Source organism: Acidovorax sp. CF316, assembly GCF_000276605.1.
Taxonomy (GTDB): Bacteria; Pseudomonadota; Gammaproteobacteria; order Burkholderiales; family Burkholderiaceae_C; genus Acidovorax.
Genome location: NZ_AKJX01000137.1, coordinates 1 through 11365, shown reverse-complemented (window position 1 = coordinate 11365; position 11365 = coordinate 1). Strand labels below are relative to the sequence as shown.

Here is an 11365-nt window from a genome sequence, read left to right as displayed (position 1 = left end):
CCACCGGCTTTATCAGCCCCCCACGCGGTACACCCGCCCCGTCTGCCCGCCTTCCACGCTGCGCTGGTAGGCCAGGGCCACGCGCGCGGCGGGCACGGATTCAAAGCCCGGGAAGAAGGGGCCGTAGGCACCCATGGATTCGGTCAGCACGGTGGGGCTCACCGCGTTGATGCGCACGCCGCGCGCCAGTTCGATGGCGGCGGCCGTCACGAAGCCGTCGATGGCGGCGTTCACCGCCGTGGCGTTGGCGCCGTTGCGGATGGGCTCGATGCCCACGATGCCGCTGGTCAGCGTGATCGAGCCACCCTCGTTGAGGTAGTGCTGGCCCAGCAGCGCCAGTTGCACCTGGCCCAGGAGCTTGTCCTGCAGGCCCAGGTTGAATTGCTCGGGCGTCATCTCGGCCAGAGGGCCGAAGTGCAGGTTGCCGGCGGTGCTCACGATGGCATCGACCTTGCCCACGGCCTTGAGCAAGGCGGCCACGCCGCCAGGTTGCGCGAAGTCGGCGCGGTGAGTGCCGCTATTGCGGCCCGCGGTGATGACCTCGTGGCGCGCCGAGAGGTTGGCCAGAACGGCCTGGCCGATGGTGCCGCTGGCGCCGATGAGAAGAACCTTGCTGATGGAGGACATGGCTTGTTCCTTTTGCGGGTGTTGCCCGAAAGCGTTGAAGAAGCCTGGATTGTTTTGTGAATCAATCAGCGCATAAAGTACAGTGAAGTTCTTCCTGAACTAACTTAGGGTTTGCAATCGCCATGGACAAGCTGCGCAACATGGAGGTCATGGTGGCCGTGGTTGAGGCCGGCAGCTTTGCGGCCGCCGCGCGCCAGCAGGACATCTCGGCCGTGATGGTGGGCAAGCACATCCGCAAGCTGGAGGAGCACCTGGGCGCGCGCCTGTTCCAGCGCAGCACGCGCCAGAACAGCCTGACCGAGGTGGGCGCGGCCTTCTACGAGGACTGCCGGCGCGTGCTTGAACAGGTGCGCTGGGCCGAGTCGGCGGTGGAGCGCAACCGTGCCGTGCCCCAGGGCCTGCTGCGCGTGAGCGCGCCCTTCACGCTGGGCAACCAGGTGATCGCGCCGCTGGTGGCCGACTTCCTGCTCGCCCACCCGCAGGTGCGTGTGGAGCTGCAGTTGACCGACAGCGTGGTGGACATGGCGGGCGAGGGCTTCGACGCGGCCGTGCGCATCGGCGCCATTGCCGACGAGGGCCTGGTGGCCCGGCCGCTCAAACCCTACCGCATGGTGATCGCCGCTACGCCCGGCTACCTGGCGCGCCACGGCCGCCCCGAGCGCGTGGCCGACCTGGCGCAGCACCAGTGCCTGAGCCATTCGGTCTGGCAGCGGCGCGTGGAGTGGACGCTGTACGACGATGGCGGCAAGGCCTTCCAGTGGCCCGAGTTGGCGCGCTTCACCTGCAACCAGGGCGACGGCCTGCGCCAGGCGGCGCTGCGCGGCCTGGGCCTCATCATGCAGCCCGAGGTGCTGCTGGCCGAGGAGATCCGCGAGGGCCGGCTGGTGCCGGTGCTCACCCGCTGCGTGCCCGCACCGCGCCCGGTGCACCTCGTCTATGCGCCGGACCGGCGCCAGTTGCCCAAGCTGGCGCGCTTTGTCGAGTTCATGGTGCGGGCGATGGGGGAGCGTGCAACGTGAGTCTGCGCAGTCGAGGGCCGTTATTTTGAGGTGTAACGATATAATTCAGCGCCACTCGAGATGCTGGGTTGCCAATAACCAACAGCGCATGGCGCAAATATAAACAGTCGTGGCGATCGGCCTGCGAGGGGTGTTTGTGAGTTTTCCAATGATTCCCGGGATGGGAATGGCGCGGATCGGTGCGCGCATGTGTTCGGGCGCGGCGCGGGTCGTGGGCCGTCTTGTCTTGCTGGTGGGTTGTTGCCTCGCTGCGCCCCTGGCGCTGGCGGCCCCCACGGTGCTGTCGATCGTGTCCGAGCTCAACCCGGTGCAGGCGGGCCAGTCGTTTTACCTGATGGTGACCTACGACAGCCCCATGGACACGGCAGTCAATCCCGTGCTCTCCTTTCCGACCCCTGGAGAAGACCCGGGCTCGTTTCTCATGCCGAAAAGTTCGGACTGGGTCAATGCAACGACATTCCGGCAGATCTATGAGGCGGACTATGTCACGGTGAACACCAGCACCGTCGATGTGGCCGTGGATGGCGCGCAGGACACGCTGGGCGCGGCACAGGTGCCAGGGTTCAAGGCCGATGTATTCGACATCACGCCTTACGTCGTCGTCATTCCGCCGCCGAGCGTGCAAGACATGCGGGGCGTCATCGACAACGTTTTCGTGAACCCCGCGGGCAGTGGCCGTGTCATCACGGACGCCGATATCGGGAAAACCGTCGAGTTCGTCATCCGGTACAACATTGCGACAGACTACGCGGGGTGTCCCAACGGAGTGACGCTCAACTATCTGTGCCCGAACCTGGTGTTCACCAATACCGGCGGCATACCGCTCAGCTTGACGAACCTCTCCGCGACATGGGCGAGTCGCAATGCGGTCAGAATCTATTGGACGATTGCGGATGGCGATGAGCAGTTCGACAGCATCAACATCACGGTGGCGGGCGGCGTAGGCCGCAAGGACGATACCAACATCAAGAACAGCGACACCGCTCTCACGGGCGTGTTCAGCATCGACACCAAGAACCCCACCGTCGGCAGCGTGACGCCCAGCGCTGCAACCCTCCGCAGCGGAGTGCCCGCCAGCGGCGTGCAGACGCTGACCGTGGCGTTCAGTGAAGCCATGGACACGGCCAGCACGCCTACGCTGAGCTTCCCCAACCAGAGCCTGGGCACGATTCTGACGGCGACCACGGGCAACTGGGCCGACAGCACGCACTATGTGCAGAACTACACGGTGGGCGCCGGTGTGGCGACCTTTGCCGCAGTGGACGTACGGGTTGCCGGTGCACGGGATGCCAATGGAAACCTGCAGCGGGTGGCCACGATGCCGGGCGTCTTTTCGGTCAGCCTGCCCGCCCCCCAGGTGCCGGACGAGCCCGTCGCCGCCCCGACCCTGCCGCTGAACACCTCCGGCACCGCAACCGTCACCGATCCGTCCGTGCCGGTAGTGGTGGGCCCGGGCGCTGCTGGCGGCACCATCGTGCTGCCCGGCACGGGCACCACGCCGGTGACCTTGCATGTCATCGTCAACGGCCAGCCGGTATCGGTGCAGGCACTGCCCGGCACACAGCTGCGCATCGCCGAGGTCAACGGCAAAAGCGTACTGGTGCTGGTGGTGCTGCAGGGCTGGGCCACCATGACCGCGAGCGCCGTGGGCCAGCCCATGGTGCTGGCGGGTCAGGTGCTGCTCAGCTCGGGCAGCGCCAACACCGTCATTGAAGCCCAGCCGCTGGCTGTGGCGGTGCAGGTGGGCTCGCTCACCGCCCCGGCAGGCAGCCTGCCCGCCGTGGGCAGCATGGGCTTGCAGGCCGGCGAGCGGCTGCAGGTCAACGACCAGGGCGCCGTGGTCGCGATCACCCTGGGCTCGCTCAAGGGCGACACCCAGCAGCCAGGCGATGCGATGGCCTTTGCCAGTCTGCCTGCGTCCATCACGGTGGACAACAAGGCATTCGCCCGACTGACTGGCGCACTGGCGCGCCTGTCGGGCAGCAACCTGGCCCAGGGGCTGGAGGTGACGCCTTCCGGCGTGCTGCTGGTGCGCGATGGCGGCCAGGTCTTCCAACTGCTGCCCACGCTGCCCATTACCATCGATGCGCGCCTGCCCGATGGCCTCACGTTCACCCCCCTGGGCCTGCTGCGCTGGGTGCGCGGCGGCGTGGTGGTGCAGTTCGCCCCCGCAGTGGCCGACCTGGCCGGCCTGGCCAACGCCGTGACAGCCGTGCTGCCCGATGCGACGATCAAGCTCGGCGCCGAAGGCGTGCTGCAGCTGCGCACGGGCGGGCAGACCTATGTGCTGCGGCCGGACTGGGCCGGCGCCGGCGCCATCGCCGGCACGCCCCGCATCGGCTTGGACGAGCAGGGCCGCATCTACCTGCAGACAGGGCCGGGCGCAAGGCAGTTGTTGCTGCCATCGCTGCTCAACTACACCCAGGCGGGCGCCATCGTGAGCGCCGCGATGCCGGGTGCCGGGCTTGCAGTGCAGCCCTCAGCGGCCAACGGCAGCATGGTGCTGACCCTGGGGGGCCAGGCATGGCGCCTGGTGCCGCAGTGGGCGTTGCCCACGGGCAGTGCTGCGCAGGTGCCGCCGCTGGCGGGACCCTGGTGGATGGGAGCCGACGGGCTGTTGTACTTGCGGCAGGGTAACCAGGTGCAGGCTGTGCGCATCACCGATTGAGGCATCACCGGATGCAGGGCGCCTGTTGGATCAAAGGCCTCGGGCCTGATCGAGAAAGCGCAGGGAGGTGCATCGCTCACCGGTCGGACGGAGACTGGACAGTGCGGGCAGGAGCCGGCACTACAGATTGCGCACCTTGCACGCCGCCGAGATCATGCGCCGCGACCACTCGCTGGACATGTCCTTGAACAGCACCGGGGCCTCGCCCTCCTTGTACTCCTCGCGGCCGACGATGGCACCGGCCCACTCGGGCTGCGCGTAGTACGAGAGCCACAGGTACCAGGCCTTGCGCGAGGGGCAGTCGACCACGACCTTGGCGTAGTAGGAGCGGTACTTCTGGCCGCGGAACGAGGTGCGCTGCTGGTCGCGCGAGACGCGCAGGTCGAGCACCACGCGCTGGTCCACGCCGATGGGTTCGGGCAGGATCTCGATCAGGTTCTTGCCGGCATCGGCGCGGTCGCCGCTCAGCGTGAACCAGCCATCCGAGGAAACGGGCCGCTGCTGCGGTTGCTGCCCGCCTGCCAGGGCTGCGATACACAGGACAACAGCACACAGCATGGGGGTCTTCGGTCGGTCCAGGGACGGAGGGTGGATGGGGGAGGCAATCGGAAATTCATTATCACTGAGGCGGGTGCCCGGCATTTCCCCGTTACAAAAAGGGCGTGCACCGGGCCGTGGCGTGCCCACCCGTTCAGGTGTTGCGCCAGGCCGATGTTTCTGCCAACACCCAGTCGCGAAACGCCGCCAGGCGCGGCTGCCCGGCCGCCGCCGGGGGGTAGGCCAGCCAGTAGCTGTAGTCGTTGGGCAGGTCGAGCACGAAGGGTTTTACCAACCGCCCCGCCGTGATGTCGGCCGAGGCCAGGAACATGCGCCCCAGCGCCACGCCCTGGCCCTCGGCGGCGGCCTGCAGCACCAGGGCCGAATCGCTGAACCCCGGGCCCGCACGCGCGATGGCCTCGGCCTCGCTGCGGCTGGCGCCGGCCAGGGCCAGCCAGCGCGGCCACAGGTCGCCCGGCTGGTCGTGCAGCAGGATGTGGGCCTGCAGGTCGGCCACGGTGGCCAGCGGTGCCTGCGCCGACAGCAGGGCCGGGCTGCACACGGGCGACAGGCGCTCGCGCGAAATCAGGTCGGCCTGCAGGCCGGGCCAGCGCCCCAGCCCCAGGCGTATGGCCAGGTCGAAGCCGCCGTGCGCAAAGTCGTGCAGCCCCAGCTCGCTGGTGATGTGCAGGTCGATGCCCGGGTGCAGCGCCCGAAAGCGTGCCAGCCGCGGCACCAGCCAGCACGCCACGAACGAGGGCAGGGCGGTGATGCGCAGGGGGCCCACCAGGCTGCGGTCGTTGCCGGCCACGCGCTCGGTGGCGCTGGCCAGGGCGTCGAGCAGGCGGCTGAGCTCGGGAGCATAGGCCTTGCCGGCCGCGGTGCGGGTGAGCGTGTGGCCCTGGCGCTCGAACAGCTTGAGCCCCAGCCACTCTTCGAGCTGCCGCACCTGGTGGCTGATGGCCGCCTGGGTCACGTGCAGCTCATCGGCCGCACGCGTGAAGCTGTGGTGGCGTGCCGCGGCCTCGAAGGCGCGCAGGGCATTCAGCGGGGGCAGGCGGCGGGCCATTGCATGAAATCCTCTCCATCAATATTACTTATCGATGGCATGAGATTACATCGTTTGGCAACAGCGGGTGCGGCCGCTGTAATCGGTGCTTTCTCCCTCCGTTGTTGTATTGGAAGCGCCGCCCATGATCGCACTGTCCACCTGGCTCCTGATCCTTGCCTTTGCCGTGCCCATGATCGTCAGCCCCGGCCCGGGCAATACGGTGTTGGCCGCATCGGGCGGGCAGTTCGGGCTGCGGCGCACGGTGCCGTTCTGGATGGGTTTCGAGGCTGGCAACCTGGTGTGGTGCCTGGTCTACGGCTTTGGGCTGAGCGAGGTGTTCGCGCGCAACCCGGCCGCCTACACCGCGCTCAAGTGGGGCGGCACGGCCTACATCGTGTACCTGGCCTGGTGTTTCTTTCGCAGCGCGGGCGCAACCGAGCGGCAGGACCTGCGGCCGCTGGGTTTTGTCGACGGGTTTGTCTCGCTGAGCCTCAACCCCAAGGTGCACTCGATGATTCTGGTGATGTTCTCGCAGTTTCTCTCGCCTGCGCTGCCGCTCTCGGCCCAGGTGCTGCAGATGGCCGTGGTCTTCGTCGTGGTGGGCCTGGCCTGCCACTTCGTGTGGATCTATGGCGGGCAGGTGCTCTTCAGCCGCGCGCAAAGCCCGCGTGCCATTCGGCTGCAGGGGCTGGCGTTCGGGGCGTGCATGCTGGTGGTGGCGGGGGTGATGGCGGTGTCGTGAGGGGCGCGGCCGGCCGGGGCCTGCCATTCGATTCACCGATATGGGGTGACAGCCCACTAGCCGCAGTCAACCTGCAGCCCCCATCAAGCCCTGCCCCCGATGGCTCCAGATGCCTGCCTTTCATGATGGACAAATTCTTACTTGGACTGCAGCCTGTCGGCGTGTAGGCTAGATTTTGACAATCAGCCCCCAGCGGGCTTTCGACGCTTTGCGGCGATGTTTCTCCGCTTTCCCTGGAAGCCCACATGCCGACGATCAGACACCATCGCGAAGTCCAAGCCATTGCCAGACGGGTGCTCGCAGACCTGGGCGAGACCATCACCCCCGACGATAGCGAGAGGACAATCGCCGCGCGTGCGACCTCGATGATGAAACGCCTTGGCATAACAGCCACTTGGTACTACGACTGCCCGGCGTTTGTTCTTTTAGGTTCCCGGAGTTGCTTGTCCGTGTCAGGTGCTAACTATGTGCCTGAAAGCGAGCCCGTCGGCGCCACCAATCTCGTCACCGTCGACTTAAGTCCGTCGCTGAATGGAGCCTGGGGAGACTGCGCCCGCAGCTTTGTTGTCGAAAACGGTCGGCACACGGATATGCCCACATTGCCTGAGTTCAAGCGGGTTTGGACGCAGAGCGACAACTACATCGGCGAGTGATCTCTTTCGCCACCAGGGAAACAAGCTTCGAGCACCTGTTCGATTTTGCGAACGCGGAGATCGCCAGCCTTGGCTTCGAAAATCTGGACTTCTCAGGCAACGTTGGACACAGTATCGAATCCTCTCGAATAGATCGTCGATTCATCGAGGCGGGTAACAGCGCACGGCTTGGCGATGCGAAGCTGTTCACGTTTGAACCTCACATCCGTGAACTGGGAGGCCAATGGGGCTTCAAGCATGAGGACATTTATTTCTTCGGGGCCGACGGGAAAATTGCCGCCCTCTGACGCCGCGTTGGGCATGTGGCCACCGCACATGGATTTCAGTACCATCTTGGCCACGGGTTAGCCCACTCCAACCGCAAAGTCTCTATCTATGCAGAAGGTACTGCTCCTGGGAGGGTCGGTGTTTGTCGGCCGCGCGTTGCTGCAGCGATTGATCGCACAGGGCTTCGACGTCACGGCGGTGACGCGTGGGTTGGTTCAGTCCGACTGGGGCGCTGCACACCACATCGCCTGTGACCGGAGGGATGCGCACCAACTGGCATCGCGCTTGCGCGGACACACTTTTGATGCAGTGGTCGACGCTTCTTGCTACGGCCCGGAGGATTGCCGTGCGCTTCTTGCCGGGCTGCATGCGATGCCCACCACCTATGTGTTGCTCAGCTCTGCCGCGGTCTATGAGCGGTCCACCGCGCCACTCCCGTTTTCTGAGGCATCGCCTGCACACGGGGATGGCATCTGGGGAACGTATGGCCGCGACAAGGCCGCGGCCGAGACGGTGCTCTGCGCATCCTCGATCCCTCGCCAATTCGTGGTTCGGCCGCCGTACATCTATGGCCCCGGGAACAACCTGGACCGGGAGCGCTTCGTGTGGGCCAGACAACTGGCGCAGGCCCCCATTTTTGTTCCGGCAGACGGGGAGACGCTCATCCAGTTCGTGGGCATTGACGATTTGACGCGCGCCATCGTCGGATTCTTGGACCCGCAGTGTGCCGTGGCTCCCGGAATCTACAACCTGGCATCACCAACCTACGTTTCCTTCAACCAGTACATCGCACTTCTTGGGCAGATCGCCGGTCGCCAGAGCCATGTCGTTCATGTCTCGGACTCCACCATCCCGGCACGGGAGTATTTCCCCTTCCGCAAGGCACACCTGATCTTGTCGACGCAGAAACTGGCCACCTGGAGCGAGCGACCTCAGACGCCGCTTGTGGAGGGTCTGCAGGCAGCATTCGATTGGATTTCTTCTGCCTCCCACTTCACCGTGGAGCCGTCGCAAAGAGAAGTGGACTTGCGGCGCCTTTGCGCACCCGGCGCGTAGTCATTGGAGAGGGGTGCGATCGTATTGGCCGATTGACTTGCAGCGATGCGGCCGCAGTGCATCGGCGCGCCACTCGTTGTTGCGCACGAAATTGCGGCACCACACCTGTTGGCGCTCACGACGCAACCGTGCGTGTGAAAAACGCGGCTTTGGCACCCCATGTTTGTGAGGCAGCACACTAGCTAGGTCGCCACCCGCGCACGCCGGCTGGCCCAGGCCAGCAGCGCCCACCCTGCGAGCACGAAGACGACCGCGATTCCCACCGCATAGACTGCCACGCCGCCGTACCCATCCACCTGCGCCGGATTCAGGAAGGGGTAGGGGTACCACCCAACGGCAGCGCCGCGCACCATCGAATACGCGAGGTACAAGCCCGCGAACCCCACTACCCAACGCAGCGGCCGTACGCCCCCGGCCGGGCGCGGCGGCCACAGCAGCCAGTCGAGCAGCACCACGACGGGCATCACATGGTGCACTACCGAGTTCACCCAGGGCCTCAGCTCGCCCAGATCCACATCGCGCAGCAGCAGCGCGAACACGACGCCGACCACCAGCATGCAGGTGGCGGTCACGGCGCGCAGCGATTCGAAAGCGGCCGAGGGCCGCGCGAGCGTCCATTGGCGGCATGCACCCGCGATCAAGACGCCAGCGGCCAACAGGTTCGACAGGTTGGTGAAGTAGCTGAAGAAGTTGAGCACGTTGTAGCCCAGCCCCACATGCAGCCACAGTTGCCAGCCGACGGCAGCGAGCGTGAGGAGGGCGAAGGCCAGGCGGAGAACGGCGGTGAGGGGTGTGGGGGGCATGGTGGATCGGCGTTGGTGGCGACGAAGCTGCCGCGTGGTCGAAATTGCGCAATCGATGCATTCAGCCCGTTAATTTAAGCCCATCGAGGCGACCGTTTGCTCCCACTTTGCGCGTGCAGGGTTGACGGAGGCTTGTGTGCGCGCGCAGCCCCTTGCATCACACCCGCCACGCCGGCAGCTCCCAATTGCGCCACAGCGCCAGGCCGCGCAGCCCGGCCGTGGCCAGCACGCAGGCCAGCAGCGGGGCCCAGGGGGGCATGTCCATCTGGCGCAGGGCCACGTCGATCCAGCCGCCGGCAAACGCGCACAGGGCGTACGGCCGGTGGTCGCTGAAGGCCTGGGGCACCTCGTTGCACAGTACGTCGCGCAGCACGCCGCCGAAGACGCCGGTGGTCACGCCCATCATCACGGCGATGATGGGCGGCATGCCCACGGCGGTGGCGGTGTCGATGCCCACCGCGGCGAACAGGCCCAGGCCGATGGCGTCGGGCAGCAGCATGGCGCGCTCGGTGGGCTTGAAATGGCGTTGGCGCATGAACAGCATGGCGCACACGCACAGCGCCAGCAGCCCCCAGATAAAGCCGGTGTGGCGTATCCAGAAAAAGGGCCGCTGGTCCAGCAACAGGTCGCGCAGCGTGCCGCCGCCGAAGGCCGCGACAAAGGCCACCACGCACACGCCCACCACGTCCATGCGCTTGCGCGCCGCGGCGATGATGCCCGACAGCGCGAAGGCAATCGTCGCCGCCACTTCGATGAAAAAGCGCAGCGTGTGAATCCAGGGGGCGTCGAGCAGGTCCATGGGCGCGATTGTGCCGCGCGCTGCTTGTTACGGGGGGCTACGCCAGTGCGTGCACCAGCAGGCCCAACACACAGCCGGCCCAACCCAGGGCACCGATGCGCCGCGCCCAGCGCAGGCTGCCCTCTGGCCACTGGTTCATGGCCAGCACCAGGCCCCAGCCCAGCACCATCCACGAGGCGAGCGCGATGGCGATGCCCGCGGCCAGGCCGGCGGCCACGCGGTGGCGGCAGCAGTCTGCAGGGCCAGCGTGCCCAGCGCCAGGCCCCAGGCCTTGCGCTGCATTGGCGGGCCCGCCAAGGCATCGCCCCAGGCGCGGGTGGACGTGGCCTGGGCCCAGTGCACCAGGGCCAGCAGGCAGGCGGCGGCCGTGCAGGCCACGGCGAGGGTGTCGTTCATGCTGCCGGCTCCGCGTGCTGCGTGGGCTGGGCGGGTTGGGTGGCGGGCACCGATGCTGTGTGCTGCCACCGTTGCCGCCACAGGCGGCGCAGCACCGCGATGCCCATGGCCAGGCACAGGGCCGCAGCGATGCCCCACACCACCATGCCCGAACGCCAGGCCAGACCCGCCAGCGCTGACGCTGACAGGGCCGCCAGCACGGCGGCGGCACGCGGCCACCAGGCCTGCAGCGTGGCAGCGGGTAGCACCAGAAAGAAGGCCGTTAGCAGGCCCAGCATGCCGGCCCCGCGCGCGGGCTCGCCCGCCGCAAGGGCGATGCGCAAGGACTCGGCCGCCAGCAGACCCGCAAGCCAGAACGAAAGGGCCTGCGTGGAAGGCATGGAGGGCCAGCACCACCGCCAGTGCGCGGTGCGGCGGTGTTGGTTGTGATGCGTTCCGTGGCTACCACCGCTGCTGTCGCGGCGGCGATTCGCCTGCACCCGCGCCGGGCCGATGAAGGCGGCCAGCCCCGCCAGCACAACACCCAGCGTCACCAGGCTGGCCAGCATGGGCCACTGCAGCGGGGCACCCAGCACCAGGCCCGCCGCGCCGGCGAACCCCAGCAGCACGCCGGCCGCGCCCAGTGACACGCGCCACAGCGCCAGGTGGCGCAGCGCCCAGGCCGCGAGCAGCGAGGTGATGAGCCAGGTGCCGATCAGCGTCCACACGGCCCACACCGGCCGCTGCGCCAGCGGCGGCAGGCCGGCC

Annotated in this window: 12 protein-coding genes and 1 pseudogene; 6 read left to right on the top strand and 7 right to left on the bottom strand. The window is 67.1% G+C overall.

Features of this window, described 5'->3' with window-relative positions; all coding sequences use genetic code 11:
- Positions 1–12 precede the first annotated feature (12 nt).
- Positions 13–627 (bottom strand): short chain dehydrogenase, encoded by a 615-nt coding sequence (locus tag PMI14_RS17045; RefSeq protein ID WP_007856461.1) that lies wholly within the window; start codon positions 625–627, stop codon positions 13–15.
- A 122-nt stretch (positions 628–749) separates the two neighbouring features.
- Between PMI14_RS17045 and PMI14_RS17040 the strand changes: the two genes are divergently transcribed.
- On the top strand, positions 750–1646 hold the full coding sequence (locus PMI14_RS17040; protein ID WP_007856460.1) for a LysR family transcriptional regulator: 897 nt from the start codon (positions 750–752) through the stop codon (positions 1644–1646).
- Positions 1647–1857: 211 nt separating this feature from the next.
- The gene (locus PMI14_RS17035) at positions 1858–4314 is read left to right on the top strand and encodes a hypothetical protein (protein ID WP_146187875.1); all 2457 of its coding nucleotides are present in this window, start codon (positions 1858–1860) and stop codon (positions 4312–4314) included.
- 120 nt (positions 4315–4434) lie between these two features.
- On the opposite strand, the gene PMI14_RS17030 is transcribed toward PMI14_RS17035, so the two are convergent.
- Positions 4435–4872 carry a surface-adhesin E family protein gene (locus PMI14_RS17030; RefSeq protein ID WP_035204274.1) on the bottom strand — a complete coding sequence of 146 codons (438 nt, stop codon included), beginning with the start codon at positions 4870–4872 and terminating at the stop codon, positions 4435–4437.
- A gap of 133 nt (positions 4873–5005) precedes the next feature.
- Entirely contained in the window at positions 5006–5920 is a 915-nt protein-coding gene (gene gcvA, locus PMI14_RS17025) for a transcriptional regulator GcvA (protein WP_007856457.1), read from the bottom strand.
- A 124-nt stretch (positions 5921–6044) separates the two neighbouring features.
- Here gcvA and PMI14_RS17020 point away from each other — a divergent pair, with 124 nt between their 5' ends.
- The 4 genes from PMI14_RS17020 (at position 6045) to PMI14_RS17005 (ending at position 8620) form a co-directional block, all read left to right on the top strand.
- Complete coding sequence (locus PMI14_RS17020; protein ID WP_007856456.1) at positions 6045–6644, top strand: LysE family translocator; 600 nt, start codon at positions 6045–6047, stop codon at positions 6642–6644.
- Positions 6645–6889: 245 nt separating this feature from the next.
- Positions 6890–7297 carry a M24 family metallopeptidase gene (locus PMI14_RS35430; RefSeq protein ID WP_035204270.1) on the top strand — a complete coding sequence of 136 codons (408 nt, stop codon included), beginning with the start codon at positions 6890–6892 and terminating at the stop codon, positions 7295–7297.
- A complete protein-coding gene (locus tag PMI14_RS35425; protein WP_007856454.1) occupies positions 7294–7584 on the top strand; it encodes a hypothetical protein in 291 nt (96 codons plus the stop codon). The genes PMI14_RS35430 and PMI14_RS35425 overlap by 4 nt, the downstream gene beginning before the upstream one ends.
- 88 nt (positions 7585–7672) lie before the next feature.
- Positions 7673–8620: an NAD-dependent epimerase/dehydratase family protein gene (locus PMI14_RS17005; protein WP_007856453.1), complete on the top strand. Its 948-nt coding sequence runs from the start codon at positions 7673–7675 to the stop codon at positions 8618–8620.
- Between the two features lie 182 nt (positions 8621–8802).
- Here PMI14_RS17005 and PMI14_RS17000 read toward each other — a convergent pair whose 3' ends face one another.
- The 4 genes and pseudogenes from PMI14_RS17000 to PMI14_RS16985 all read right to left on the bottom strand — a co-directional run.
- A complete protein-coding gene (locus PMI14_RS17000; protein WP_007856452.1) occupies positions 8803–9423 on the bottom strand; it encodes a Pr6Pr family membrane protein in 621 nt (206 codons plus the stop codon).
- Between the two features lie 157 nt (positions 9424–9580).
- On the bottom strand, positions 9581–10222 hold the full coding sequence (locus PMI14_RS16995) for a trimeric intracellular cation channel family protein (RefSeq protein WP_007856451.1): 642 nt from the start codon (positions 10220–10222) through the stop codon (positions 9581–9583).
- Positions 10223–10357: 135 nt separating this feature from the next.
- Positions 10358–10618: a hypothetical protein gene (locus PMI14_RS34285; protein ID WP_007856450.1), complete on the bottom strand. Its 261-nt coding sequence runs from the start codon at positions 10616–10618 to the stop codon at positions 10358–10360.
- A pseudogene (locus PMI14_RS16985) lies at positions 10615–11365 on the bottom strand (hypothetical protein); the annotation flags it as partial. The pseudogene PMI14_RS16985 and the gene PMI14_RS34285, both read right to left, overlap by 4 nt.

What these genes read in the sequence shown, in the direction of transcription:
- PMI14_RS17045 (WP_007856461.1), bottom strand. Translation starts at nt 627, where the DNA reads ATGTCCTCCATCAGCAAGGTTCTTCTCATCGGCGCCAGCGGCACCATC.
- PMI14_RS17040 (WP_007856460.1), top strand. Translation starts at nt 750, where the DNA reads ATGGACAAGCTGCGCAACATGGAGGTCATGGTGGCCGTGGTTGAGGCC.
- PMI14_RS17030 (WP_035204274.1), bottom strand. Translation starts at nt 4,872, where the DNA reads ATGCTGTGTGCTGTTGTCCTGTGTATCGCAGCCCTGGCAGGCGGGCAG.
- gcvA (WP_007856457.1), bottom strand. Translation starts at nt 5,920, where the DNA reads ATGGCCCGCCGCCTGCCCCCGCTGAATGCCCTGCGCGCCTTCGAGGCC.
- PMI14_RS17020 (WP_007856456.1), top strand. Translation starts at nt 6,045, where the DNA reads ATGATCGCACTGTCCACCTGGCTCCTGATCCTTGCCTTTGCCGTGCCC.
- PMI14_RS35430 (WP_035204270.1), top strand. Translation starts at nt 6,890, where the DNA reads ATGCCGACGATCAGACACCATCGCGAAGTCCAAGCCATTGCCAGACGG.
- PMI14_RS17005 (WP_007856453.1), top strand. Translation starts at nt 7,673, where the DNA reads ATGCAGAAGGTACTGCTCCTGGGAGGGTCGGTGTTTGTCGGCCGCGCG.
- PMI14_RS17000 (WP_007856452.1), bottom strand. Translation starts at nt 9,423, where the DNA reads ATGCCCCCCACACCCCTCACCGCCGTTCTCCGCCTGGCCTTCGCCCTC.
- PMI14_RS16995 (WP_007856451.1), bottom strand. Translation starts at nt 10,222, where the DNA reads ATGGACCTGCTCGACGCCCCCTGGATTCACACGCTGCGCTTTTTCATC.
- PMI14_RS34285 (WP_007856450.1), bottom strand. Translation starts at nt 10,618, where the DNA reads ATGAACGACACCCTCGCCGTGGCCTGCACGGCCGCCGCCTGCCTGCTG.